The following is a 26,005-nucleotide window of genomic DNA, read 5'->3' as shown; positions in this document are numbered from 1 at the left end:
ACCACCCCCCTCTGGCCGGGGACGAGTCATGGTGGGGTCTGGGGAGGCCTCCCGGCCTCCCCAGCGGGGGTCAAGGGGGCAGCGCCCCCTTGTTGCGAGGCATCTTACATCAGATGGCGGGAAGCACGGCATCGAGGGTTTCGGTGGGGACGGGGGTGATGTGGGGTCCGGCGGTCCACAGGATGGTGCAGGTCAGGGTGTGGGCTGGGTAGAGTTGTTTCAAAAGGCCGTGGTAGGCGGCCATTTGTTGCAGGTGGGCTTGGGGGATGTGTCGGGGGTCGGTGGGGGGTGGTCGGTTGGTTTTGAATTCGATCAGGTGGAGGGAGGTGGGGGTGATCAGCAGGCGGTCGATCTGGCCGCTGACCAGGCGGGTGGTGTCGCCGCTGCCCAGGCGGCCGCTGATCGGCACCTCGGTCAGGGCGCCGGGGCCGAACAGCGGGGCGAGGTCCGGGTGGTCGAGCACGGCCAGGGTTTCGGCGGCCAGGGCCTCGGCCTGATCGGGGGCCAGGTTGTGGGCCGGGCGGGTCAGGAAGCGGCGGGCGGCGGCGGGGCGTTGGGCGGCGGGCAGCTCGGGCAGCAGTTCGAGCAGGCGGTGGACCAGCCGGCCGCGCTGGCGGGCCGACTCGCCGCCCTTGGGGACCAGCGGCGAGGGGGCGGCCGGTTCGGGCAGCTCGGGGCGCGAGGGCATCAGCGGGCGGCCCGGGCGGGGTTCGGCCGGGGGTGGGGTGCCCAGCCAGTCGGGGGCCGGTGGGGGGGCGGCCGGTGGGGGTGTGGCCTGGGCGTGGACGGGGTCTTGCTGGGGGCAGGTCAGGGTCAGGATGTCGCCGTCCAGCCGGCCGTCGAGGCCGACTTCGGCGGGGTCGGTCAGCTCGGCCAGCGGGGCCAGGGCGTCGGCGATCAGGTCGTGCCAGTTGCCGTCCGGGGCGCGGTTCCTGGTTTCCCAGCCGGCGACGATCAGGTGGTCCTCGGCCCGGGTCAGGGCGACGTAGAGCAGGCGGCGGTACTCGGCCAGTTGGGCGGCGTGGGCGGCCTCGTGGGCGCGGCGGCTGACCGGGTCGCGCAGCTCGGCCCGGGGGGCCCACAGGGGCAGGTCGCCGTCCCACAGCAGGCCTTGCGGCGGCTGGGGGAGTTGGCGGGTATCGGGCAGGATGACCAGCGGCGCCTGCAGGCCCTTGGCGCCGTGGACGGTCATCACCCGGACGGCGTCGGCCCCCTGGTCGAGGTCGCGTTTCACCTCCACGTCGCCGCGCTCCAGCCAGTGCAGGAAGCTTTCCAGGGCCGGCGGGTGGCGGTGCTGGTGGGTCAGGGCGAGGCCGAGGAACTCGTCGAGGGCGTCTTCGGCGTCCGGCCCCAGGCGGGCGAGCAGCCGGCGCCGCCCGCCGAGATCGCCCAGCACATGGCAGAACAGCTCGAAGGGGGGCATCAGGTCGGCCCGGCCGCGCAACTCGGCGAGCCACTGGTGGGCGTCGGCGAAGGGGGCCTCGCCGGCCTCGGCCTGCTCGGCCAGGGCCTGCCACAGCGTGCAGCGGCCGCGTGGGTGGGCGAGGTCGAACAGCGCGTCCTCGGACAGCCCGAGCAGGGGGCCTTTGAGCACCGTGGCCAGGGTCAGGTCGTCCTCGGGCAGCAGCAGCACGCGGCCCAGGGCGATCAGGTCCATGACCGCCAGATGCTGGCCCAGCTTCAGGCGGTCGGCCCCGGCGACCGGCACCCCGCGCCGCTTCAGGGCCTTGACCAGATCATCGACGAAGGCGCCGCGCCGGCGGACCAGCACCATCACGTCGCCGGGGCGCAGGGGGCGGCCCCGGCTTTCCAGGATCTCGCCGCCGGCCAGCCGGTCGGCGATATGGTCGGCCAGCAGGTTGGCCAGCCGGGCCCGCGCGTTGTCGATGGACAGGCGCTCGACGGGCGGCTTCCAGGGCGGCGACTCGGGAGCCGGGGCGGGGGCCAGCGGCGGCCACACGCGCACCGAGCCGGCCGCCCCGGCGCGGAAGGCCAGATGGCCGGGCGGATCGTCGGGGTCGAGCACGCCGGCCCCGGCGTCCGGGGTGGCCAGGATGGCGTCCACCGCCTCCAGCACGGCGCGGCCGGAGCGGAAGGAGACGGCCAGCGGCACGGTGGCGAAGTCGCCGCCGGCCGCCTCGATGCGCGCCTTGAAGCGGGCCCGCATGGCCGAGAAGCCTTCCGGGTCGGCGCCCTGGAAGCTGTAGATGCTCTGCTTCCTGTCGCCGACCACGAACAGGCTGCGCCGGCCGGCGGCGTGCTGTCCCTCGCCGGCGAAGAACTCCTCGGCCAGGGTTTCGACGATGGCCCACTGGTCGGGGCTGGTGTCCTGGGCCTCGTCGATCAACAGGTGGTCGAGGCCGCCGTCCAGCTTGAACAGCACCCAGGCGGCGCGGCCGGGGGTTTCCAGCAGGCCCCGGGTGGCGGCGATGAGGTCCTCGAAGTCGAGCCGCCCGCGGGCCCGCTTGTGGGCCCGGTAGGCGTCGAGGATGGCGGCGCCGACGACCAGCAGGTCGGCGCTGGCCTGGGCGACCTGGACGGCCCGCCAGTGGTCGAGCACGGCCAGCAGGCGGTCGCGTTCGCGCTCCAGGGTGGCCACCACGTCGGGCCGGGCCTGCTGGATGGCCTTGGTGGCGGGCTTGGCGTAGGGCTCCTTCTTGGCGGTCAGGAAGCCCTTCAGATAGTCCTCGAACAGGGCCGGGCGGGCCGCCTCCCCGGTGGCCAGGAAGGTGGCGATGGCCTGGGCCTTGTCCTGGTCGCCCTTGGCCGTGCTGTCGGCCAGCGCCTGGGCCGCCTGGCGCAGGGCGGGGCCGTCCAGGGCGAGGTCCTGGCTGGCCCGGGCCAGCACCGCCTCAGGGGTTTCCCCCTCGGCCACGCCGAGACGGGCGGCGACGGCGCGGGCGGCCCCGGTTGGCCCGCCGTGGGTGGCGAACAGGCGGTCCAGCCGGCCGCGCCCGGCGATCACCTGATCGAGCAGCCCGGCCAGCCGGCTTTCGTGCAGGCGCCCGGCGAGGCGGGCCAGGGCGGCCGACCAGGGGGCGGTGTCCGGGCCGCCGGCCAGCACGGCGTCGCGGGCGCTGGCCAGGGCCTCGGCGCTGTCCGCCGCGTCGAGGACCTGGAAATGGGGCGGCACCCCGGCTTCCAGGGGAAAGCGGGCGAGCACCGACTGGCAGAAGGCGTGCAGGGTCTGGATGCGCAGGCCGCCGTCGAGGTCGAGCACGCCGGCGAACAGGCGCCGCGCGGTGGTGGTTTCCCCGGCCTCGGGCGCACGGTCGAGCAGGCGGGTCAGGTCGCCGGCCAACTCGGTCTCGGGCAGCACCGCCCAGCGGCCGAGCAGGGCGGCGACGCGGTTGGCCATCTCGGCGGCGGCGGCGGTGGTGTAGGTCAGGCACAGCAGGCGGCGCGGCTCGGCCCCGGCCAGCAGCAGGCGCAGCACGCGGTCGGTCAGCACCTTGGTCTTGCCGGTGCCGGCCGAGGCGGCGACCCAGCGCGAGCCGTGCGGCTCGGCGGCCCGGTGCTGGGCCCGGTTGGCGGTGTCGGCCAGGGTGGTTGGGTCGGGTGTGGTCGGGTCGGGGGGGCTCATTCGGCCTCTCCGTCGGCGTCGGCCCACTCGGCCACCCGGGCCAGATGCAGGTAGTCGGAATAGCGCGGCACGTGGCCCGGGTGGGGCCGGGCCTCGTAGGGGGTCTTGGGGTCGGCGAAGGCGGCGACCAGCCCCTTCAGGCCCGCGACGGCGGCCTCGGCCAGGCTGTCGGGGGTGGTGTCCTTGGCCGTCGCCGGGCGGATGGTGCCGCCGTCGGGGCCGCCGGAGAGCTTCCAGAAGGCCAACTCGGCGACCGGCCCGGCGGGCACGCCCGAAAAGCCGCCGGCCCGCGCGATGGCCGCCTCCAGCGGCAGTTGCGGGGCGAAGCCGGCGGCCACCTCCTTGGCGCTGGGCGGGGTGCCGGTCTTGTAGTCGATGACGGCGAGCCGCCCGTCGGCCAGCCGCTCCACCCGGTCGGCGGTGGCGCGGACCACGAAGCCGCCGACGTCCAGCTCGCCCTCGACCTCGCAGAAGGCGCGGGCCAGGGCCGGGCGGCGCTCGGTCTCGCGGGCGATCAGCCAGTCGATCAGGCCGAGGAAGCGCGGCCACCACAGGGCGTGCACGCCGGGCCGGGCGGTTTTCAGCGGGGCGAAGGCGCTGGCGCCCAGATCGTGCAGGCGCCGCGCCGCGTCGGCCGGCAGCGGGCCCGAGGGGTGGGCGGTAACGAAGGCTTCCAGGATGGCGTGGATCAAGGTGCCCTGCTCGGCTGGCCCGGGCTCGGCGTCCAGCGGGTCGAGCGCCTTCAGGCGCAGGACGTGGCGGGCGTAGCAGGCGTAGGGGTCGCGCATCCACTCCTCGATGCGGGTCACCGAGAGGCGTGTGGGGCGGGCCGCCAGCGGCGGAGCGGGGCGCGGCGGGGTGGCGGGCCGGAAGGCGTCGGGGCGATCCAGGGCGGCCGCCCAGGCCAGCCAGGTGGCCCGCGCCGAGGCCCGCTTGCGCTGCCACGGTTCGGCCAGACCGCCGGCGGCCAGTGCCGCGTCCAGACGCAGAAGCCAGCGCGAGGGCACGCTGGGGGTGCCGTCGACCCGTTCGGCCCGGGTCAGCCAGACCTCGCCGGCGGCCAGGCCCTGGGCCACGTCGTGGGCGGCCAGACCGACCCGGCGCTCGGCCGGGGGCAGCCCGAAGCGGGTTCGCATGGGGGCGCTCATCCACGGGTCGGGGGGGCTGTCGGCGGGCCAGGTGCCGGCGTTGAGGCCGCCCAGGATGAGCACGTCGACCTGTTGCAGGCGGGCCTCCAGGGGGCCCCAGATGAACAGCCGGGGGTGGTCGCCCCAGGCCGGGCGGACCACCCGCCCGGCGAGCAGCGCGTCGAGCAGGCCGGGCAGGTGACGCGGCGCCAGCGGGTCGAGCAGGCGGGCCGCCTCGCTGGCCTCGGCGGCGAAGGCCGCCGCCGCCTCGCCGTCGTCGCCCCGCCACAGGCGGGCCGGGCCGGGCAGCGCCGAGTCGGCGGCCAGCGCCTCGGCGCTGGCGAACAGGGCGTTGAGCAGCGCGTCCGGGGCGACCCGGGGGGTGGCCATCAACCCGGTGAGGGGGGCGAGGCGCGCCTGCAGGGCGTCCAGCCAGCCGGCCAGCCCCCGCGCCGCCCGCGCCTCGGCGCCGTCGAGCAGGGCCAATGCCGCCTGAAGGCCCCGGATGCCGGGGCCCGGACGGGGGCCGCGCAGCACCGCCCGTTCCAGCCGCCGGACCCGGGCCCGGAAGCGGCCCACCGGCTGCCCGCCGGCGGCCAGCGGGTGTTTCAGCAGGGCCAGCAGGGGCAGCGGGGCGAGGTCCTCGGCCGCCGCCTCGGCGAGCAGGCGCAGGAAGGCGCCGACCGGGGTGGCGGCCAACGGCCGGCCGGCCGAGTCGGCCACCTGCACGCCCCAGCGCCCCATCTCCGCCGCCACCCGGCGGGCCAGCCCGCGATCCGGGGTGACCAGGGCGCAGGTGGTGGCCTGGTCCACCTCTTCCAGGGCACGGCGCAGCAACAGGGCGATGGCCGCCGCCTCCTCGCGCGGGGTCGGGCAGTCGAGACGGGTCAGGCCGTCGAGCACCTGGGGGGCGAGCGGCGCCATGGCGTCCCAGCGGTCGGTGGTGGCGGCCGGGCGGAAGGTCTCGGCGATCAGGCGGGCGCGGTCGGGGGGCGGGCGGCGGCCTTGCGGCCCGCCGCCGGGCAGGGGGCTGGGGGCCGGCCAGTCGGCGACCGCCTCGCGCGGTGTTTCCAGCCGCTCGAGCAGGCGCTTCAGGCCGTATTGCGGGTGGCTGGGGGGCAGTTTCTCCCAGCTTTCCGGGTCCAGCGCGCGGTCCAGGCCGGGCAGCACCACGGCGCCTTCGGGCAGGCTGGCGATGGTGGCCAGAAGCTCGGCGGTGGCCGGTACCGAGCCGGTCGAGCCGGCGGCGACCACCGGGCCGGGCGGCGTTTCGGCCCAGCGGGCGGCCCGGGCCAGGGTGCGCTGGCGCGCCGCCTGGGCGGCGTCGATGGCGCCGAGGTCGGCCAGCAGGGCCGGCCAGCCCTTGGTCAGGATGGTCAGGAAATCCAGCGTCACCTGCCAGTGGGCGGCCAACTCGCCGGCCGGCACCAGTTCGGGCAGGCGGTCCCAGGACAGCCCCTCGGTGGCCACCTGATCGAGCAGGCGGCCCAACTCGGCGGCCAGCCCGAGGGCCTGTTCGAGCGGCAGATCGGCCCCCCCCGGGGCGGCGGCGATGAGGCGGGCGAGGCGTACCTGGCGCTCCAGCGGAGCCAGGGGCACCAACTCGTCGGCCGGGGCGTCCAGTTGGTCGAGGTCCTCGGCGTCGGCGCTGTCGCCCAGGGTGAGCAGGCGCGGCAGCAGCACCGGACGGCCGCCGCTCTGGCGCAGGAAGGCTTCCTTCAGGGCGCGGCCGGCGCGCCGCGTCGGCAGCAGCACGGTGGTCGCCGACAGCGCCGCCGGGTCCTCGGCCGGGGCCCGGGCGAGCAGTCCGGCGGCCAGATGATCGACGAACGACACTCCCGCCGCGATGGTGTAGACAGACGCCACGCGCCCTCCCGCTCTTACGCCTTTGCATCTCCACGGCCCATCAAGCGCCACCCGGCGGGCCGGATCAAGAGGGCAAGGACGTCCCGTGACGGGCGCGTCAGCCGGTTGACGGCGCCCCGGCGGGCCGTTATACACCGGCTCTTCTGTTTCATCGAAGGTGGCCCGGACAGGCGCCGGGGCCGGCGAAAGGCCCGGCCGGTGGCGCCGCCGCCCCTCTTTATCTGTCGGAGTTGGACCCGTGAAGCGCACCTATCAGCCGAGCAAGCTCATCCGCAAGCGCCGCCACGGCTTCCGCGCCCGCAAGGCGACGGTTGGCGGGCGTCGGGTGCTGGCCGCCCGTCGGGCCCGTGGCCGGGCCCGCCTGTCGGCCTGACGGCCCGGGCGGCCGGTTCGGCGCGGGGCCTGGGATGACCGACCCGGTGTCCGACCCGGTGTCCGACCCGTTGTCCGACATGGCGCCCAACATGCCGCCCCCCAGGCGGCCATCGCAGTCGGGAGACCCGACTCTGGAGCGCCCGGAGTCGGGCTGTCTGCGTCTGGAGCGTCTGAAGCTGCGCCGCCAGTTCCTGCGCGTCGCCAGCCGGGGCGAGAAGTGGGTGACGCCGGGCGTCATCATGCAGGCGGCGCCGCGCCCCACCCCCCAACCTGCCCAGGAAGCCGGCGTCGCGCCAGTTGACGGGCCAGTTGACGGGCCAGTCGAGGGACCGGTCGCCGGGCTGGGCTTCACCTGCTCGAAAAAGGTCGGCAACGCGGTGGCCCGCAACCGGGCCCGCCGGCGGCTGCGCGAGGCGGCCCGTCGGGTGCTGCCCGAGGCCGCCCTGCCGGGGCGCGACTATGTGCTGATCGGGCGCCCGGAAACCCTCGAGCGGCCCTTCGCCAAGCTGGTCTCGGACCTGCACATCGCGCTGGCCCGCCTGGGCGCCCACCGCGACCCGCCCGACCTGCCGCCGGCCCGGCATCGCCCCGCCAAGGCCGCCCCCCGGCGTGACGGTGGGCGTGCCGATGGGCGCGACGGTGGGCGCGGCGCGGGCGGGCGCATCAGGGGTGGACGCTGATGGGTCTTGCGAGTAGGGTCCTGCGCGGTCTGGTCCGTGGCTATCAGCTCTTCATCTCACCGCTGACTCCGCCCCACTGCCGCCATGTGCCCACCTGCTCGGTCTATGCCGATCAGGCGCTTCGGCGTTACGGGGCGTTGGGTGGGGTGTGGCTGGCCACGATCCGGGTCCTGCGCTGCCATCCCTTCGGCACCGCCGGCTATGACCCCGTGCCCGACGACTGGCGCCCGCCCTGGCGCCGCCGCCGGCGGCCGGGCGACCCGGCCGGGCCGTCCCGACCCTGACCTGAAGGGGCCCCTCGCGGCCCCGCCTCGCCTTCTCCCTCGCCTCGCGGACACCCCCCACGCCATGCTCGATCAGAAGAACCTGCTGCTGGCCGTCGTCATCTCGCTGATCATCCTGTTCGGCTACGAGTATTTCTTCGCGCCGCCGCCGCCGGCTCCCGGGCAGGGCGCCCAACAGACCGCCGGGCAGACCGCCGGGCAGACCGCCGGGCAACTGGCGCCGGGTCAGGCGCCGGCCGTGCCCGGCGCCGCGCCGGGGGCCACCGCCGCCGGCGCGCCGCCGGCCCCGACCAGCGCCGGCCAGCCGCCGGCCGCGGCGCAGACCGGGGCCGCCATCCTGCCCCGCGACGAGGTGCTGAAACTGGCCCCCCGGGTGCCCATCAACTCGCCCCGCCTGCATGGCTCGGTGTCACTCAAGGGGGGGCGCATCGACGATCTGACGCTGGCCGACTACCGGGTCAACCTTGAGCCCGATTCGCGCGAGATCGTGCTCGCCCTGCCGCCCGAGGGGGCCCAGCCTTGGCTCGCCGAATTCGGCTGGGTGCCGGCCGCCGCCGGCATCGCGGTGCCCGACGGCGACACCGTCTGGCAGGCCGAACAGACCACCCTCACCCCCGGGCAGCCGCTGACCCTGACCTGGGACAACGGCCAGGGCCTCAAGTTCGTGCGCACCATCGCGCTCGACGACCAGTACATGTTCCAGGTCAGCCAGCGGGTGGAAAACACCACCGACAGCCCGGTCACCCTGTACCCCTATGGCCTGATCCTGCGCACCGACCCGCCGCCGGGCTCGGGGCTCTACATCCTGCACGAGGGGCCGCTCGGGGTGTTCGACGAGACCCTGAAGGAGGTCGACTACGACGACCTGCGCGAGGACGGCCCGGTGACCAACACCACCACCGGCGGCTGGCTCGGCATCACCGACAAGTACTGGCTGATGGCGCTCGCCCCCGATCCGGCCCAGCAGGTGCAGACCTCGATGAAGGCCACCGCGATGGCCCCGCGCCCCGGCATGCCGGCCGAGTTCCTGGCCGAGGGCAAGGACGAGATGCTGAAAAGCTGGCGCTATCAGGTGGACTTCCTGGGCCAGCCGCAACAGATCGCCCCCGGCCAGAGCGTGGAGGTGAAAAGCCACCTGTTCGCCGGCGTCAAGAAGGCGAAGATGCTCGATGACTACGCCGAGAAGTACAACATCGACCGCTTCGACCTGGCCATCGACTTCGGCTGGTTCTATTTCCTGACCAAGCCCTTCTTCTATATCCTGACTTGGCTCAATGGCCTGATCGGCAACTTCGGGCTGGCCATCATCGCCTTCACCGTGTGTCTCAAGATCCTGCTCTTCCCGCTGGCCAACAAGTCCTACCGGGCGATGAGCAAGATGAAAAAGCTCGGCCCCGAGGTGAAGGCCATGCAGGAACGGTTCAAGGACGACAAGATGCGCCTGAACCAGGAGATGATGAACCTCTACAAGCGCGAGAAGGTCAGCCCGCTCTCCGGCTGCCTGCCCATCCTGGTGCAGATCCCCATCTTCTTCGCCCTCTACAAGGTGCTGTTCGTCTCCGTGGAAATGCGCCACGCGCCCTTCTTCGGCTGGATCAAGGACCTCTCGGCGCCCGATCCCACCTCGGTGTTCAACCTGTTCGGGCTGATCCCCTGGGACCCGCCGCAGCTCCTGACCATCGGCATCTGGCCGCTGATCATGGGCGCCTCGATGTTCCTGCAGCAGAAGATGAACCCCACCCCGCCCGATCCCACCCAGGCCAAGGTGATGATGATGCTGCCGGTCATCTTCACCTTCATGCTGGCCCACTTCCCGGCCGGGCTGGTCATCTACTGGACCTGCAACAACAGCCTGTCGATCGCCCAGCAGTGGGTCATCATGCGGCGCATGGGCGTGAAGATCGGCAACTAGGGTGAACGAGGCCGAGCCAAGCCCCGACGAAGACGCCGCCGCCCGACTGGAAGTCGGGCGGCGGCTGTTCGCCGCCCCCTGCACCTTCGTGCGCGGCGCCACCAAAAACGCCGACCTGCCCCCCGCCGGGCCGCCGGAAGTCGCCTTCATCGGGCGCTCCAACGTCGGCAAGTCGTCGCTCATCAACGCCCTCACCGGACACAACGGACTGGCCCGCACCTCGGTCACCCCGGGGCGCACCCAGCAGATCAACTTCTTCGACCTCGCCGGCCGGCTGACCCTGGTCGACCTGCCCGGCTACGGCTACGCCAAGGCCCCCAAGAAACTGGTCGAAAGCTGGAACGGCCTGATCCGAAACTACCTCAAGGGGCGCGCCCCCCTGCGCCGCACCCTGGTCCTGATCGACGCCCGCCACGGCCTGAAAGACTCCGATCACGCCATGATGGACCTGCTCGACAAGGCCGCCGTCAACTATCAGGCGGTGCTCACCAAGGCCGACAAGATCGGCCCGACCAGTCTCGCCACGCGCCTCAAGGATACCGCCCAGCAACTGGCCCGCCACCCCGCCGCCCACCCCGAGATCGCCGCCACCAGCGCCGAAAAAGGCACCGGCATCGCCGAGTTGCGGGCCACGCTCGCGACCCTCGCCAGCGAAGCGTGAGGCAAGGAAAAAAAAGGGGCGCTGCCCCTTTGACCCCGCCGGGGAGGTGGTCATTGGTCTTGCGCAAACCGTCGTCGGGAAGCTGCGCTTCCCTCGGGGTTTGCGCGGGCCTCCCCGGACCCCGCCAATTCGTTGGCGTGAAACGTTGGCGCCGAGCCGGGTTCGATTGGGGTTGGTTGCGGGCCAGCTTTGCTGGCCCGCGATAACAACAACCCTCACCGAGGGGCGCCGGCGTACGTCGCGCCAACTGCGCCCCCCTTGGTTCTGGTTGTTTCGCAGGCCAGCGAAGCTGGCCTGCAACCAAGAACCTTGATGCCCCACTCCGCGTCCCGAGCCTTTCACGCCAACGACATGGCGGGGTCCGGGGGGACCCGGTCCCCCCGGTGGGGGTTCAAGGGGGCGAAGCCCCCTTTTTTGCCATGCAAAGTTATGCTCGCGCCCCGGGGCCGGCGTTGACTTGACTGGGGTGACGGGGTAAACCCCGAGGGTCTTGTTGCACTGCCGCAACCCCAAATTAATTGGGGGTAAAGGGTATCGATCCTGGGTTTCCCGGGGGTCTCGTTGCCCTGTGTGGTGGTCTTTTCCTTGTCCGGTCAGGGATGCGAAGCCCGATGAGCGAGCCCAGGTTTTCCCCCCATCTTGCGCCGTACGACAACCAGCTTCGGCGGGGTCGGCCGCTGTCGCCGCATTTGCAGGTCTACAGGTTCGCGCTGACCATGTTCCTGTCGATCACCCACCGGGTGACCGGGGTGGGTGTGGTTCTGGGCACGGTGATGGTCATGGTGTGGCTGGGCACGGCCGCCGCCGGGCCGGAGACCTACGCCGCCGCGCAGGGCTTTTTCGGCTCCTGGGTCGGGGTGTTCCTGATCCTCGCCTGGTCGGCGGCGACGCTGTATCACCTGGCCAGCGGCATCCGTTTCCTGATGTGGGACATCGGCAAGGGCTTCGGTGTCGAGGGGGCGCGGCGCTCCGGGATCGTGCTGGCCGTTGTCTGGGCGGTGCTGACCGCCGTCGTCTGGGCGATCGGCTTCGCCGCCTGGTAGGCGTTTGGCCGACGTGTCATTTCAACAGCAAGAGTGCCTGACGTCATGGCTTTGAAGATGCAGTCCCCGCTCGGCCGGGCGCGCGGCCGGGGTGCCGCGAAGAGCGGCATCGCCCACCACTGGTTCATGGAGCGGCTGACGGCGGTCGCCCTGGTGCCGCTGATGCTGTGGTTCGTCGCCGCGGTGATCGCCAACTTCGGCGCCTCGCATGCCGAGATCAGCGCCTTCTTCGGCCAGCCGTGGAATGCGGCGCTGATGATCATGACCATCCTGTTCGGCCTCTATCACGGCATTTCCGGGCTGATGATCGTGCTCGGCGACTACATCCATGGTCCGGCCAAGCATCTGACGCTGGCCCTGGCGGTGCCGGCGCTGGCCGTGCTGGCCGGCATCTACCTCATCGTCTGCGTTCTTATCCTGGCCCTGGGAGGCTGATCGGGCATGCCCTCTGCTTACGAGATCATCGACCACGACTTTGACGTGGTGGTCGTCGGCGCCGGCGGGGCCGGCTTGCGCGCCACCTTCGGGATGGTCGCCGAGGGGCTGTCCACCGCCTGCGTGACCAAGGTCTTCCCGACCCGCAGCCACACCGTGGCGGCCCAGGGCGGCATCGGCGCGGCGCTCGGCAACATGGCCGAGGACAGTTGGCAGTGGCACATGTACGACACCGTCAAGGGGTCGGACTGGCTGGGCGACCAGGACGCCATTGAGTACATGTGCCGCGAGGCCATTCCCGCCGTCTACGAGCTGGAGCACTACGGCGTGCCCTTCTCGCGCACCGAGGACGGCAAGATCTATCAGCGCCCCTTCGGCGGCCACATGCGCAACTTCGGCGAGGCCCCGGTGCAGCGCGCCTGCGCGGCGGCCGACCGCACCGGCCATGCCATCCTGCACACGCTCTATCAGCAGAGCCTGAAGCACAACGCCCAGTTCTTCGTCGAGTATTTCGCGCTCGACCTGATCATGGACGCCGACGGCACCTGCCGGGGCGTGGTCGCCTGGAACCTGGACGACGGCACCATCCACCGCTTCAACGCCAAACTGACGGTGCTCGCCACCGGCGGCTACGGGCGGGCCTATTTCAGCTGCACCTCGGCCCACACCTGCACCGGCGACGGCAACGCCATGGCGGCGCGCGCCGGCCTGCCCCTGCAGGACATGGAGTTCGTGCAGTTCCACCCGACCGGCGTCTACGGCTCGGGCTGCCTGATCACCGAGGGGGCGCGCGGCGAGGGTGGCTATCTGACCAATTCCCAGGGCGAGCGCTTCATGGAGCGTTACGCGCCGACGGCCAAGGATCTGGCCAGCCGCGACGTGGTCAGCCGGGCCATGACCATGGAAATCCGCGAGGGCCGGGGTGTGGGCAAGGATGGCGACCACATCAACCTGCACCTGGAGCACCTGGGCGGCGAGGTGCTGCACCAGCGTCTGCCCGGCATCACCGAGACGGCGCGCGTCTTCGCCGGGGTCGATGCCAGCAAGGAGCCGATCCCGGTGCTGCCCACTGTGCACTACAACATGGGCGGCGTGCCGACCAACTACATGGGCGAGGTGCTGCGCCCCACCGCCGACGATCCCGATGCCGTCTGCCCCGGCCTGATGGCGATCGGCGAGGCGGCCTGCGTCTCGGTCCACGGGGCCAACCGGCTGGGCACCAACTCGCTGCTCGATCTGGTGGTCTTCGGCCGCGCCGCGGCCCACCGCGCCACCCAGATCATCAAGACCCCGGGGGCGGCCAACCCGCCGCTGCCGGCCGACGCCGCCGAGCCGGCGCTGAACCGTCTCGACCGCCTGCGCCACGCCGACGGCAGCCGGCTGACGGCCGAGGTCAGGCTCGACCTGCAGAAGGCCATGCAGAAGGACGCCGCCGTCTTCCGCACCGCCCAGACCCTGAAGGAAGGGGTGGAGAACGTGGCCGCCATCGCCGGCCAGATGGGCGACCTCAAGCTGGCCGACCGCTCGATGATCTTCAACACCGATCTGGTCGAGGCGCTGGAGCTGGACAACCTGATGCCCTGCGCGCTGACCACCATCGTCTCGGCCGAGGCGCGCCAGGAAAGCCGCGGCGCCCACGCCCACGAGGACTTCCAGGAGCGCGACGACGCCAACTGGATGAAGCACAGCCTCGCCTGGATGGAAGGCGAGACCAAGGTGCGCCTGGGCTACCGCCCGGTGCACACCTACACGCTCAGCGACGATGTCGCCTACATCGAGCCGCAGAAGCGGGTCTACTAGGCTTATCCAGGGAAAGAGCAGGCAGCCATGGTTCAGTTCACCCTCCCCGCCCATTCCCGGATCGCCAAGGGCCGCGACTGGCCGGCGCCGGCCGGGGCCAAGCGGCCCAAGACCTTCAGCATCTACCGCTTCGATCCGGACAGCGGCGACAATCCCCGGATGGATCGTTTCACGCTGGATCTGGACGACTGCGGGCCGATGGTCCTCGACGCCCTGATCAAGATCAAGAACGAGATCGACCCGACGCTGACCTTCCGCCGCTCCTGCCGCGAGGGCATCTGCGGGTCGTGCTCGATGAACATCGACGGGCTCAACACCCTGGCCTGCCTGAAGCCGATCGAGGAGGTGAAGGGCGAGGTGAAGATCCACCCGCTGCCCCACCTGCCGGTGGTCAAGGACCTGGTGCCCGACCTGACCCACCTCTATGCCCAGTATCAGTCGGTCGAGCCGTGGATGAAGACCGACACCCCGGCCCCGCCGGGCAAGGAACGCCCGCAGAGCCCCGAGGAGCGCGAGCGCCTGGACGGCCTGTGGGAGTGCGTGCTGTGCTTCTCCTGCTCGGCCAGTTGCCCCAGCTACTGGTGGAGCGGCTCGCGCTACCTGGGCCCGGCCATCCTGTTGCAGGCGGCGCGCTGGGTGTTCGACAGCCGCGACGAGGCCAAGCCGGAGCGGCTGGACGCCCTGGACGATCCGTTCAAGCTGTTCCGCTGCCACACCATCTTCAACTGCACCAACACCTGCCCCAAGGGCCTCGACCCGGCCAAGGCCATCGCCGATCTCAAGCGCGAGGTCTTCAAGCGGGCCGAGTAGGCCGGCTCAGGCCGGCGGGGGGCGCTCGCCCAGGGCCAACTGGATCGGCCCGTAGCGCCACAGGTAAAGCAGGAAGGCGGCGATCCAGGCGCCGCCCGAAACCAGCAGCAGCGGCAGGTAGAAGTCGCTGGTGAAGCCGGCCCATACCCGGCTGATGGCGGCCACCACCAGCAGGGCGAAGACCACCGCCGTGTCGGTCCCGGCGACCAGGGGCCGGCCGCTGTGGCCCAGGGTGGCCCGGGACATCACGGCGACCACGGTCAGGCCCACGGCGCCGGCGGTCAGGCCGTGCAGGGCGGGCACCTCGGGCACCACGTCGGGGCGGCCGGCGGCGCCGGCCAGCAGCAGCAGCCCCACCCCCAGCCACAGATAGCCCAGGTGCAGGCTCCACAGCAGCGGCTCGGAGAGGGTGGCGAGGCCGCGCCAGCGGGCCAGCCGCAGCAGGTTGAGAAGACCGGCCCCGGCCAGCAGCAGGGCGACCACCGGGCCGACGGCGAGCCCCGTCCAGGCGGCCAGGGCCAGCGTGGTCAGCCCCAGGGTGGCGGCGTCCAGGCGGTCCGGCGGGGCGGGCAGCCGGGTCGCCTGCCGGCGGTTCAGCCAGTTGCGGGTGAAGGCGGGCACCATGCGCCCGCCGATCAGGCAGGTCAGGCCGACCAGCGCCGCCACGCCGAGGCGCGACCCCAGGTCATCGTCGGCCAGCGGACCGGCCGCCTCCAGCCAGTCGATGGCGCTGGCCAGCCCGAGCAGCCCGATGCCCACCACCACCGGCAGATTGCGCCAGTTGCCGGCGGCCGCCACCTCGCGGCCGACCAGTCCGGCCAGGGCCAGCGGCAGCACCACGTCGACCGCCGCCGCCAGCTCCCACGGCACGGGGATGGCGCCGCCCAAGCGTCCCGCCGCCCAGGCCAGGACCAGCAGCAACAGCGGTTTTCCGCTCAGCGGCGGGCGGCCGGTCCAGTTGGCCACCGCGGTCAGCGCGAAGCCGGCCACCGCCGCCCCGGCGAAGCCGAACAGCATCTCGTGGGCGTGCCAGGAGATGGGATCCATGGGTCCGGGCAACGCCAGATGGCCGCGCAGAAACAGCAGCCACGCCGCCATCGCCACCACCGCATGGACGCCGGCCAGCAGGAAGAAGGGGCGGAAGCCCCGGTCGAGGAAGCGGGAGAAGGGCATGGGAACCTCACATGGTGTCGGCGGCCACTTCACCACGTCCCGCCGGCCTCTGGCAAACCGGTTATCACTGGAAGGTGACTGGCCTTGGGGCGCCCGCCGTGCCACCCTTCGATGGCCATGAACGAGCCCGACGCCGTCGCCCTGTCTCCTGCCCAGTCGCCGCGCCGCCGGCGCTGGCGCTGGCTGGTGGCCCTCGGGCTGGCGGCCGGGCTGCTGCTCGCCCTGATGGTGGGCCCGCCGGCGGCCCCCCTGCTCGACGGGCTGCGCCATGGGATCGGCCAGGCCGAGGCCCTGGCCAGCGCCCGGCCGGCCCTGGCCGTGGTTCTCTACCTCGCCGTCTACGTGCTGGCCATCGGCCTGTCGCTGCCCGTCGCCGCCTGGCTCAGCCTGGCCGGCGGCAGCCTGTTCGGACCGCTGCTCGGGGCCGGGCTGGCCAGCCTGGGCGGCGCCCTGGGGGCGATGCTGCTCTACCTGCTGGTCCGCCGGCTGGTCGGCGCCGGCCGGGGCGTCGAGGGGGCGCTGCGACGCCAGCCGACCCTGGCCCGGGCGGCCGAGGGCTTCGCCGCCGAGGGGTTCAGCTATCTGTTGGCCATCCGGCTGGTTCCCGTTTTCCCCTTCTGGGCGGTCAATCTGGCGGCGGCGCTGATCGGCGTGCGCTGGCGCGACTATGCCCTGGCCACCGGGCTGGGGGTGATTCCGGCGGCGGCGGTGTTCGCCGGGCTGGGCAGCGGCCTGGAAGGCCTGCTCGCCGAGGGTGGCCCCGGGCCCGGCGCCATCTATCGGCCGCAGTTGCTGCTGCCCCTGCTCGGGCTGGCGGTGCTGGTCCTGCTGCCCGCCCTGTGGCGCCGCCGGAGGCGCCGGACGACGCCCCATGCGCGGCCCTGAAGCGCGCCCCCGCTTCGGCCTGTCGCTGCGCCTGCTGGCGCTGACCCTGGTCTTCGTCCTGCTCGCCGAGGCGCTGGTCTTCCTGCCCGCCATCGGCCGGGCCCGCGTCGTCTACCTGGAACAGCGGCTGGCCGAGGCCCACCTCGCCCTGCTCGCCCTGGAAGCCACCGAGGACGGCATGGTCGACGGCGACCTGCAACGCCGCCTGCTCGGCCACGCCGGGGCGGTGGCCATGACCGCCTACCAGTCCGGCTTCTTCCGCCTGCGCCTGGGGCCCGACATGCCGCCCCGGGTCGATGCCGCCTACGACCTGCGCGAGGTCGGCCTGTGGCCCCCGGTGGGCGACGCCCTGATGGTGCTGACGCGCTCGCAACCGCGCCTCATCCGGGTGGCCGGCATCTCGCCCAAGGACCCCCGGGTGGCGGTCGAGGTGACCCTGCCCGAGGCCCCCCTGCGTCGCGACCTGATGCGCTTCGCCCGGCGCCTGCTGGGGCTGTCGCTGATCGTCTCGCTGATCGCCGGGGCGGTGGTCTACTTCAGCCTCGCCCGCCTGCTGCTGAAACCCCTGTCGCGGCTGGTCGCGGCGATGCGCCGCTTCGAGGCCGCCCCCGAGGACCCCGGCCGCCTGCACACCCCCTCCACCGCCCGCCACGAGGTGGGCGAGGCCGAACGCACCCTGGCCCGCATGCAGGCCCGGGTCCGCGAGGGCCTGATCGAACACGCCCGGCTGGCCGGGGTGGGCGCCGCGGTGGCCCGCATCAACCACGACCTGAAAGGCATCCTGACCACGGCCCGGCTGGAATCGGACCGCCTGGAAGCCCAGACCCGCGACCGCGACCCCGATCTGGCCCGCACCACCGAAGGCATCGCCCAGGCGCTGGATCGCGCCGTCGCCCTGTGCGCCGCCACCCTTTCCTACGCCGGCAGCGAACTGCCCAGCGCCCGGCCCAGACGCCTCGCCGCCCACCACGAGTTGACCCTGGCCGCCCAGCGCCTGCACCAGGCCCACCCGGAAATCGCCGTCAACCTCGACTGCGCGGTCGACACCACCCTGAGCGCCGATCCCGACCTGCTCGCCCGCAGCCTCGACAACCTGACCCACAACGCCGCCCAGGCCGGAGCCCGCCACCTCACCCTGGCCGCCCACACCAGCAACCACCAAACCACCCTGACCATCGCCGACGACGGCCCCGGGCTGCCCCAACGGGCCCGCGACAACCTGTTCCAACCCTTCGCCGGCTCGGCCCGCAACGGCGGCACCGGACTCGGCCTGCCCATCGCCCGCGAACTGACCCAGGCCATGAACGGCCACCTGAACCTGCACCAAACCACTCCCTCCGGCACCACCTTCCACCTCACCCTCCCCACCTGAGCGCCGGGGCCCAGGCCAAGGGGGCGCTGCCCCCTTGGAACCCCCGCCGGGGGGACCAGGGGCCCCCCCGGACCCCCGCCGTGACTTAAAACCCCACCGAGGGGGGCAAGCCCCCTCGGTGGGGTTTTGACTCATGGTGGGGTCTGGGGAGGCCCCCGGCCTCCCCAGCGGGGATTTCAAAGGGGCGGCGCCCCTTTGACGTGGGGCCTCGGCGCTCAGGCGTAGGGTTGGGCGAGGACGGCGAGGCAGTCGCCGGCCTGGGTCAGGCCGGGGTTGTGTCGGCAGACGATGGTTCCGTTGGTTTTGGCGTGGTGGGTGACGGGGGTTTGCAGGTGGGATTGGTGGAAGTGGATGCGGGCGATGGGTTGGTTTTTTTCCACCGTCTCGCCGAGTTCGGCCAGTGGTTCGAAGAGGCCGCTTTCGTGGCCCGAGACGAAGCATTCGGGGTCTGGGGTGTGCATCAGGCGGGTGGGTGGTCCGGGGGGTGGGGCGAGGGCGGGATCGAGCACCTGAAGGTGGGCCAGGAAGCGGCGGATGCCGTCCTCGGCGATCCTGAGGGTATTGGGGGTGAGGGTGCCGCCGCCGCCCAGTTCGGTGGACAGGAACAGCTTGCCGCGCCGTTCCACCTCGCCGTCGAGCATGCCGGCGTCGTCCAGCTCTTCCAGCACCAGGCCGAGGGGGGCGCCGAAGGCCTGAAGGGCGGCCAGGGAGTCGGCCATCAGCCTGGGGTCGGGCAACTGGTGGATGATCGCCGAGGGGGTGAAGTTGAGGGTCTTGCCGCCGGAGTGCAGGTCGAGCACGGCGTCGGCCAGGGGCAGCAGGCGGCTGGTCACGAAGTGGGCGATCATCTCGGTGACGGTGCCGTCGCGGCGGCCGGGGAAGGCGCGGTTCATGTTGCCGCCGTCGATCGGCGAGGTGCGCCGCCCGGCCTGGGCGGCAGGCAGGTTGAGGGCCGGGATGACGAGGACGCGCCCCCGGATGCTGGCCGGGTCCAACTGGCGGGCCAGCTTGAGCAGGGCCACCTGGCCTTCGTATTCGTCGCCGTGGTTGCCGCCGACCAGCAGCACGGTGGGGCCGGGGCCGTTCTGGATCTGGCTGATCGGCACCTGGACGGCGCCCCAGGCCGAGTCGTCGCGCGAGTGGGGGACGATCAGGTAGTCGTGGCTGACCCCGTCGCGCTCGAAATCCAGGCCGCAGGCGACCCGGCTGGCAGGGGGGGCGGCGGGCGTTTCGGGAGGTTGGGGCATGCGGTCGACTCGGCGGGAAAGGGGACAGAAAGGTTGGGGTTGAAAAGGGGACCGGCGTGGTCCCCTATAGTTGGCGTGGCGCCGTTTTGATGGGAAGGATCGACGTCATGAATCAGGTGATCGAGGCTTTGGCCTTCATTGGCACCGTCCTGCTGGCGGTCAGCCCCCTCATCCACTGAGGGCGGACACTTCAAGGGATCGGGCCGGCGGCGCCGGCCCTCCCTTTTCCGACATACCTAATTCGCCAAAAACCTATTGCCCAAAAACCTGGCGCAACAGGTCGGTGGTCTGCTTGGCCGGATTGTTGCGGATCGCGGCCTCTTCGCGGGCCAGCATCAGGAACAGGCCGTCCAGGGCCTTTTCCACCGCGTAGTCCGACAGGTTGGCCTTGACGTCCGGGACCATGGGGATCTGGCCGTACTGGCTCATCATGCGGTCGTAGCTGGCGATGGCGCCGGCCTGGGCCAACTCGTCCTGGACGATGGGCGAGAAGCGCTCGGTCAGGCCGGGGGTCATGTTTTTCTGGAAGAACCGGGTGGCGGCGTCGTCCGGGCCGTTGAGGATGTTCTTGGCGTCGTCGAAGGTCATGTTGCCGATCGCCTCGGCGAACAACTCGCGGGCTTCCGGGGCGGCGGCCTCGGCGGCCCGGTTCATGCGCACCTCGAGGTCGTCGGCCAGATCGGCCATGCCGACCATCTGGAGCGCCGACTGCACCCGTTGCAGCGACTTGGGCAGCGGGATGTGGATGTCGGCGTCATTAAGGTAGCCGCCGGCCGCCGAGACCACGTCGACCACCGTATCGGTGCCCACCCGAAGGGCCTCCTTGAGGCCGGCGGTGGCCTCGCTGGAGGTCACGCCGCTGGCCGGTCCGGCCTGGTCGGTCAGGCCCTTGAGCAGGCTGGAGGCGTTGTCCTGCCAGCCGGCGGCGGCGGCCGGGGGGACGGCCGGGGTGGCGGCCAGGGTGGCGGCCAGGGCGAGCAGGCTGGGCAGCAGGATGCGGGACATGGGGCGGGGGGCTCCTGGATGGGGCGGGGAGAATTCCGAGTAGCATAACCCCGAGCGGGGGGCTCCGGCAAAGGGGGCCGAACGGACACTGCCGGGGGCTGCTTCGGCGATGCGTATCGCGCCTTTCCGGGCGGCTCCGGTCGTCTTTGGATGGGCCGCCCACCTACCCAATGGTTGAGTGGCGTGCCCCTATCCGGAAGAATGACTCTACGTTTTATACTTGGAAAATTCCGGCGCATTTGCTTTAACTGGGCGACCGCCCGGACGGGTAGGCTGTTCGACCTTCCCCGATCCTGCCCGCCCTCGCGCCCGCCGATGCCCCGCCCGGCCGATCCGCCCGGGTGTGGGGTGATGGGCGTCTTCATCCCTTCCCGCGGGAGGCGACATGTCCCAAGCCGCAGCCGTTTCCGTCGATCAGGGGTCCGCCGAGCGGGCGGCCCGGGGTCGCAGCGACTCCCTTGCCTATGTGGACGGCCCGATCCGGCTGTTCGTGCTGGCCGCCCTGATGTGGGGCATCGTCGGTTTCCTGGCCGGCGACTTCATCGCTTGGCAGCTCGCCTATCCGGTGCTCAACCTCGACCTGCCGTGGACCACCTTCGGGCGTCTCAGGCCGGTGCACACCAGCGCGGTGATCTTCGCCTTCGGCGGCAACGTGCTGCTGGGCACCTCGCTGTTCGTGGTCCAGCGCACCTGTCGGGCCAGCCTGTACGGCGGCGCGGGGATGGGCTGGTTCCTGTTCTGGGGCTATCAGCTTTTCATCGTCTTCGCCGCGGTGAGCTACGTGCTGGGCTACACCCAGGGCCGCGAGTACGCCGAGCCCGAGTGGTGGATCGACCTGTGGCTGACCGTGGTCTGGGTGGCCTATCTGACCGCCTTCGTGGGCACCCTGGTCAAGCGCCGCGAGCCGCACATCTACGTCGCCAACTGGTTCTATCTGGCCTTCATCGTCACCATCGCGCTGCTCCACCTGGGCAACAACATGGCGGTGCCGGTGTCGTTCCTGGGCATGAAGAGCTATTCGCTGCTCTCGGGCGTGCAGGATGCCATGACCCAGTGGTGGTACGGCCACAACGCGGTCGGCTTCTTCCTGACCGCCGGCTTCCTGGGCCTGATGTACTACTTCATCCCCAAGCGGGCGGAGCGGCCGGTGTATTCCTACCGGCTGTCGATCGTCCACTTCTGGGCCCTGATCTTCCTCTACATCTGGGCCGGGCCGCATCATCTGCACTACACCGCGCTGCCCGACTGGGCGCAGACCCTGGGCATGGTCTTCTCGATCATGCTGTGGATGCCGTCCTGGGGCGGCATGATCAACGGCATCATGACCCTGTCCGGGGCCTGGGAGAAGCTGCGCACCGACCCGGTGATCCGCTTCCTGGTCACCGCCGTGGCCTTCTACGGGATGTCCACCTTCGAGGGGCCGATGATGTCCATCAAGGCGGTCAACTCGCTGTCGCACTACACCGACTGGACGGTCGGGCACGTCCATTCCGGGGCCCTGGGCTGGGTCGCCTTCGTCAGCTTCGGGGCGCTCTATTATCTGGTCCCGGTGCTGTGGCGGCGCCGTCAGCTCTATTCGCTGAGGCTGGTCGACTACCACTTCTGGATCGCCACCATCGGCATCGTTCTCTACATCACCTCGATGTGGATCAGCGGCATCATGCAGGGCCTGATGTGGCGCGATACCGATCAGTTCGGCTTCCTGCAGTACGCCTTCATCGAGACCGTCGAGGCCATGCACCCCTACTACGTGATCCGGGCCACCGGAGGCCTGCTGTTCATCATCGGGGCGCTGATCATGGCCTACAACGTGTGGCGCACCATCAAGGGTGACGTGCGCTACGAGGCGCCGATGGGCGAGCCGGCCCTGGCCCGCTGACGCTTAGTAGAGAAACCCCTACCCCATAAAGGCCGGGAGCCGCCCGCCATGTCGCTGATCAAGCATCACGCCAAGATCGAGACCAACGTCCTGCTGTTGACGGTGGGCATCCTGCTGACCGTCATCGCCGGCGGGCTGGTCGAGATCGTGCCCCTGTTCACCATCAAGAGCACCATCGAGCGGGTCGAGGGGGTGCGCCCCTACAGCCCGCTGGAGTTGGCCGGGCGCAACATCTACCTGCGCGAGGGCTGCTACAACTGCCACAGCCAGATGATCCGACCTTTCCGCGACGAGGTGGAACGCTACGGCCACTACAGCCTGGCCGCCGAGAGCATCTACGATCATCCCTTCCAGTGGGGCTCGAAGCGCACCGGGCCCGATCTGGCCCGGGTCGGCGGCAAGTACTCCGACGAGTGGCACGCCCGCCATCTGATCGACCCGCGCTCGGTGGTCGCCGAGTCGATCATGCCCGGCTATCCCCATCTGGCGCGCCGCGATCTGGCCTTCGACGACGCGGCCGATCACCTGAAGACCCTGCGCGTGGTCGGCGTGCCCTACAGCGACGCCCAGATCGCGCAGGCCGGCGAGCATCTGGCCGCCCAGGCCGACCCGTGGGGCGACCACGACGCCCTGACCGAGGCCTACCCCGGCGCCAAGGTGGGCGACTTCGACGGCGATCCCGAGCGGCTGACCGAGATGGACGCCCTGATCGCCTACCTTCAGGTGCTCGGCACCATGGTCGATTTCTCCGACTTCGATCCGGCCCGGGCCGGCGCCCTGAGGTAGCCGCCATGCAGGACGTTTCCGAGCTTCTGTCCCAGTTCTGGGGCCTGTGGTTGCTGATCCTGTTCGTGGGCATCATCGTCTGGGTGTTCAAGCCGGGCAACAAGGACCGGCTGGAATCCCAGGCCATGATCCCGCTCAACGACGATGACGAGGAGCACGATGATGGCGGGCGGTCCTGAACGCGATGCGGTGTCCGGCCGGCACACCACCGGGCACGAGTGGGACGGCATCACCGAGCTGAACACCCCGCTGCCCAAGTGGTGGGTCTATGTGTTCTTCGCCTGTGTCGCCTGGGCCCTGGGCTATGTGATCCTCTTTCCCTCGGTGCCCATGCCCGGCAAGGCGGCCTCCGGGGTGCTCGGCTACTCCAGCCGCGCCGCGCTGGCCGAGAACCTGGCCGCCGCCGAGGCCCGCATGGGCGAGCAGTTGGCCGGGCTGCGCCAGCTTTCGCTGGAGGAGATCGCCGCCGATCCCGAACTGGCCACCTTCGCCCGCCAGGGCGGCGAGGTGATGTTCAAGGAAAACTGCGTGCCCTGCCACCAGAGCGGCGGGGCGGGGGCTTACGGCTATCCCACCCTGGCCGACGACGAGTGGATCTGGGGCGGCAGCATGGAGGCCATCGCCACCACCATCCGCCACGGGGTGCGCCACGACGAGGACCCGGAAAGCCGCTTCAACATCATGCCCTCGTTCGGCGCCGACGAATTGCTGAGCGAGGCGGACATCGATCAGGTGGCCGACTACGTGCTGGCCCTGTCCAAGGGCGAGGCGTCGCAGGAGGGCCCGGGGCGGGAGATTTTCGAGACCCAGTGCGCGGTCTGCCATTCGTCGAACGGCGAGGGGGCCGACGGCGCCGGCTACCGCGACTTCGGCGGCCCCGCCCTGAACAACCGCATCTGGCTCTATGGCGGCGAGAAGGAGGACATCGTCGCCCAGATCAACCAACCCCGGCACGGGGTGATGCCGGCCTGGGGGGAGCGGCTGGGTGAAACCACCATCAAGCAGTTGACCCTTTACGTTCACGGCCTGGGGGGTGGCGAGTAGGACCCGGTCGATCGACCCCACCGGTCCCGCCCCGCCCCCCGGCCCCCAAACCGGGACCGCGCTGCCCATGTCTCAACTCTCCGCCTCCGCGCCAGCGCCCCAGCCGGCGTCCGACCCCGGCGGCCCGAAAAAGACCGTCTCGCTGTACGCCGATCATCAGAAGGTGCAGCCGCGGCGCATCAGCGGCACCTTCCGGCGCCTGAAGACGCGCCTCGACTGGTTGTTCCTGGGGCTCTACTTCATCGGCCCGTGGATCCCCTGGCCGCGCTCCGGCAGCGCGCCGGATCAGGCCTTCCTGCTCGATATCGCCGACCGCAAGGGCTACATCCTGGGCCTCGAGATCTGGCCGCAGGAGGTCTACTACCTGACCGGGGTGCTGGTCCTCGGGGCCATCGGGCTGTTTTTCGTCACCGCCCTGTTCGGCCGCGTGTGGTGCGGTTTTGCCTGCATCCAGACGGTGTGGACCGACTGGTTCGTCGCCGTCGAGCGGCTGATCGAGGGCGACCGCCCGGCCCGCATCCGCCTCGACGCCGCCCCCCTGGGGGTGAAAAAGCTGGCCAGGAAGAGCCTCAAGATCACCCTGTGGGGGCTGATCGCCCTGCTCACCGGGGCGACCTTCATCCTCTACTTCAACCCGGCGGTGGAGACCGCGCTGGCCATGCTGAGCGGGCAGGCGTCGTGGGGCATCTACGGCTTCGCCCTGCTGTTCGCCGGCACCACCTTCCTGCTCGCCGGTTTCGCGCGTGAGCAGGTGTGCATCTACATGTGTCCGTGGCCGCGCTTCCAGTCGGCCATGTTCGACGAGCACTCGCTGATCATCACCTACGAGGCGTGGCGCGGCGAGCCCCGGGGCGGGGCCCGCAAGGGCCAGGACTTCACCGGGCGCGGCGACTGCGTGGACTGCGGGCTGTGCGTGCAGGTCTGCCCGACCGGCATCGACATCCGCGACGGCAACCAGTTGGCCTGCATCGGCTGCGGCCTGTGCATCGACGCCTGCAACCAGATCATGGAACGCTTCGGCCGGCCGCCCAACCTGATCGCCTACGACAGCACCGCCAACCAGGCCGCCCGCGCCGTCGGGCAGACCCGGCGCCCGCGCCTGTGGCGGCCGCGCACCCTCGCCTACACGGTGCTCCTGGCGCTGGTCGCCGGGGTGATGACCTTCGGGCTGACCACCCGCTCGGACCTCGAGGTGAACCTGCTGCACGAGCGCAGCCCGCTGTTCGTGCGCCTGTCCGATGGGGCGATCCGCAACGGCTATACGCTGAAGGTGCTGAACATGGCCGAGACCCCGCGCACCTACGCGCTGAGCCTGGACGGCATCCCCGAGGCGCGCCTGACCGTGGTCGGCTTCGCCGACGCTCCCACGCGGTCGGTGGATCTGCCGGTGAAGGCCGACAGCGTGGGCACCTTCCGGGTCTACGTGACGGTGCCCGAGGACGCCCTGACCGAGGCCCGCATGGATCTGGCCTTCGTGCTGGACAACACCGCCAGCCAGCAGAGGACCGAGCATGACACGCTCTTCGCCACCCCCCTCCGTTAACCCCGCCCGCCGCCGCCGCCCGGACGGCTGGTGGTATCCGTGGATCTTCGTCGCCGGGTTCGCCGTGGTCATCGCCGTCAACGGGGCGCTGTTCTACTTCGCCACCGGCACCTTCAACGGCCTGGAGACGGCCCGCCCGTGGCAGGAGATGAACAACTTCAACCAGCGGCTGGCCAGCTTCCGCACCGATCGGGAGCGCGGCTGGACGGTCGATCTGGCCACCGAGCGCCACGACGCGACCCTCGATCTGGCCCTCACCGTCACCGACCGTTACGGCCAGCCGGTGCGCGGTCTGGCCGTCGAGGGGGTGCTGTGGCGGCCGACCCGGGCCGGGCTCGACATCCCGCTCAGGCTGGCCGAGGCCGCCCCCGGGCGCTATCGCGCGGTGGCCGAGCTGCCGGCCCCGGGGCAGTGGGAGGTGCGGGCCGAGGCGCGCCAGGGCGACACCCTGCTGCGCCTGCGCGAGCGGCTGGACCTGCGCTGAAGGGGGATCGG

Annotated in this window: 21 protein-coding genes and 1 pseudogene; 17 read left to right on the top strand and 5 right to left on the bottom strand. The window is 71.5% G+C overall.

Annotated elements, in window-relative coordinates; genetic code table 11:
- Positions 1-109: 109 nt before the first annotated feature.
- Complete coding sequence (gene addA / locus BLR95_RS04500; protein ID WP_092616078.1) at positions 110-3,583, bottom strand: double-strand break repair helicase AddA; 3,474 nt, start codon at positions 3,581-3,583, stop codon at positions 110-112.
- Positions 3,580-6,576, bottom strand: coding sequence for a double-strand break repair protein AddB (gene addB / locus BLR95_RS04495; protein ID WP_092616075.1), 2,997 nt, complete (start codon positions 6,574-6,576; stop codon positions 3,580-3,582). The genes addA and addB overlap by 4 nt, the downstream gene beginning before the upstream one ends.
- A gap of 238 nt (positions 6,577-6,814) precedes the next feature.
- Here addB and rpmH point away from each other — a divergent pair, with 238 nt between their 5' ends.
- The 9 genes from rpmH (at position 6,815) to BLR95_RS04450 (ending at position 14,576) form a co-directional block, all read left to right on the top strand.
- Complete coding sequence (gene rpmH, locus BLR95_RS04490) at positions 6,815-6,949, top strand: 50S ribosomal protein L34 (protein ID WP_092616072.1); 135 nt, start codon at positions 6,815-6,817, stop codon at positions 6,947-6,949.
- Positions 6,950-6,983: 34 nt separating this feature from the next.
- Positions 6,984-7,631, top strand: coding sequence for a ribonuclease P protein component (gene rnpA / locus BLR95_RS04485; protein ID WP_245689236.1), 648 nt, complete (start codon positions 6,984-6,986; stop codon positions 7,629-7,631).
- Entirely contained in the window at positions 7,631-7,915 is a 285-nt protein-coding gene (yidD, locus tag BLR95_RS04480; protein ID WP_092616069.1) for a membrane protein insertion efficiency factor YidD, read from the top strand. Before rnpA ends, yidD begins: the two co-directional genes overlap by 1 nt.
- A gap of 64 nt (positions 7,916-7,979) precedes the next feature.
- Positions 7,980-9,827: a membrane protein insertase YidC gene (gene yidC, locus BLR95_RS04475; protein WP_092616066.1), complete on the top strand. Its 1,848-nt coding sequence runs from the start codon at positions 7,980-7,982 to the stop codon at positions 9,825-9,827.
- A 1-nt stretch (position 9,828) separates the two neighbouring features.
- Positions 9,829-10,488, top strand: a complete 660-nt coding sequence (gene yihA / locus BLR95_RS04470) for a ribosome biogenesis GTP-binding protein YihA/YsxC (protein WP_092616063.1) — start codon at positions 9,829-9,831, stop codon at positions 10,486-10,488.
- A 611-nt stretch (positions 10,489-11,099) separates the two neighbouring features.
- The gene (gene sdhC, locus BLR95_RS04465) at positions 11,100-11,531 is read left to right on the top strand and encodes a succinate dehydrogenase, cytochrome b556 subunit (RefSeq protein ID WP_092616060.1); all 432 of its coding nucleotides are present in this window, start codon (positions 11,100-11,102) and stop codon (positions 11,529-11,531) included.
- A gap of 45 nt (positions 11,532-11,576) precedes the next feature.
- A complete protein-coding gene (gene sdhD, locus BLR95_RS04460) occupies positions 11,577-11,966 on the top strand; it encodes a succinate dehydrogenase, hydrophobic membrane anchor protein (protein WP_092616057.1) in 390 nt (129 codons plus the stop codon).
- A 6-nt stretch (positions 11,967-11,972) separates the two neighbouring features.
- Entirely contained in the window at positions 11,973-13,766 is a 1,794-nt protein-coding gene (gene sdhA / locus BLR95_RS04455) for a succinate dehydrogenase flavoprotein subunit (protein WP_092616054.1), read from the top strand.
- A 27-nt stretch (positions 13,767-13,793) separates the two neighbouring features.
- Entirely contained in the window at positions 13,794-14,576 is a 783-nt protein-coding gene (locus tag BLR95_RS04450) for a succinate dehydrogenase iron-sulfur subunit (protein ID WP_092616050.1), read from the top strand.
- A 6-nt stretch (positions 14,577-14,582) separates the two neighbouring features.
- Here BLR95_RS04450 and BLR95_RS04445 read toward each other — a convergent pair whose 3' ends face one another.
- Positions 14,583-15,749, bottom strand: a complete 1,167-nt coding sequence (locus tag BLR95_RS04445; protein WP_092616047.1) for an NnrS family protein — start codon at positions 15,747-15,749, stop codon at positions 14,583-14,585.
- Positions 15,750-15,866: 117 nt separating this feature from the next.
- Here BLR95_RS04445 and BLR95_RS04440 point away from each other — a divergent pair, with 117 nt between their 5' ends.
- Positions 15,867-16,634 carry a TVP38/TMEM64 family protein gene (locus BLR95_RS04440; RefSeq protein ID WP_143130932.1) on the top strand — a complete coding sequence of 256 codons (768 nt, stop codon included), beginning with the start codon at positions 15,867-15,869 and terminating at the stop codon, positions 16,632-16,634.
- Positions 16,621-18,006, top strand: coding sequence for a sensor histidine kinase (locus BLR95_RS04435; protein ID WP_092616041.1), 1,386 nt, complete (start codon positions 16,621-16,623; stop codon positions 18,004-18,006). Before BLR95_RS04440 ends, BLR95_RS04435 begins: the two co-directional genes overlap by 14 nt.
- A gap of 215 nt (positions 18,007-18,221) precedes the next feature.
- On the opposite strand, the gene BLR95_RS04430 is transcribed toward BLR95_RS04435, so the two are convergent.
- Together BLR95_RS04430 and BLR95_RS04425 are read right to left on the bottom strand one after the other, a co-directional pair.
- Positions 18,222-19,253, bottom strand: a complete 1,032-nt coding sequence (locus BLR95_RS04430; protein WP_092616038.1) for a succinylglutamate desuccinylase/aspartoacylase domain-containing protein — start codon at positions 19,251-19,253, stop codon at positions 18,222-18,224.
- A gap of 252 nt (positions 19,254-19,505) precedes the next feature.
- Positions 19,506-20,120, bottom strand: a pseudogene (locus BLR95_RS04425) (DUF4197 domain-containing protein); the annotation flags it as partial.
- 523 nt (positions 20,121-20,643) lie between these two features.
- On the opposite strand from BLR95_RS04425, the gene ccoN reads away from it, so the two are divergent.
- From ccoN to BLR95_RS04395, 6 genes are all read left to right on the top strand, one after another.
- Positions 20,644-22,137: a cytochrome-c oxidase, cbb3-type subunit I gene (gene ccoN / locus BLR95_RS04420; RefSeq protein ID WP_092616032.1), complete on the top strand. Its 1,494-nt coding sequence runs from the start codon at positions 20,644-20,646 to the stop codon at positions 22,135-22,137.
- 48 nt (positions 22,138-22,185) lie between these two features.
- Positions 22,186-22,923 (top strand): cytochrome-c oxidase, cbb3-type subunit II, encoded by a 738-nt coding sequence (gene ccoO / locus BLR95_RS04415; protein ID WP_092616029.1) that lies wholly within the window; start codon positions 22,186-22,188, stop codon positions 22,921-22,923.
- Positions 22,924-22,928: 5 nt separating this feature from the next.
- On the top strand, positions 22,929-23,102 hold the full coding sequence (locus BLR95_RS04410) for a cbb3-type cytochrome oxidase subunit 3 (protein ID WP_092616026.1): 174 nt from the start codon (positions 22,929-22,931) through the stop codon (positions 23,100-23,102).
- Positions 23,086-23,967, top strand: coding sequence for a cytochrome-c oxidase, cbb3-type subunit III (gene ccoP / locus BLR95_RS04405; RefSeq protein ID WP_092616023.1), 882 nt, complete (start codon positions 23,086-23,088; stop codon positions 23,965-23,967). Before BLR95_RS04410 ends, ccoP begins: the two co-directional genes overlap by 17 nt.
- Positions 23,968-24,034: 67 nt before the next feature.
- A complete protein-coding gene (ccoG, locus tag BLR95_RS04400) occupies positions 24,035-25,510 on the top strand; it encodes a cytochrome c oxidase accessory protein CcoG (RefSeq protein ID WP_092616020.1) in 1,476 nt (491 codons plus the stop codon).
- A complete protein-coding gene (locus BLR95_RS04395) occupies positions 25,479-25,994 on the top strand; it encodes a FixH family protein (RefSeq protein WP_092616018.1) in 516 nt (171 codons plus the stop codon). Before ccoG ends, BLR95_RS04395 begins: the two co-directional genes overlap by 32 nt.
- Positions 25,995-26,005 lie beyond the last annotated feature (11 nt).

The sequence above is a fragment of the Roseospirillum parvum genome (genome assembly GCF_900100455.1).
Classification (GTDB): domain Bacteria; phylum Pseudomonadota; class Alphaproteobacteria; order Rhodospirillales; family Rhodospirillaceae; genus Roseospirillum; species Roseospirillum parvum.
Note: the sequence above shows the minus strand (reverse complement) of the source record. Positions and strands in the feature narration are given on the sequence as shown.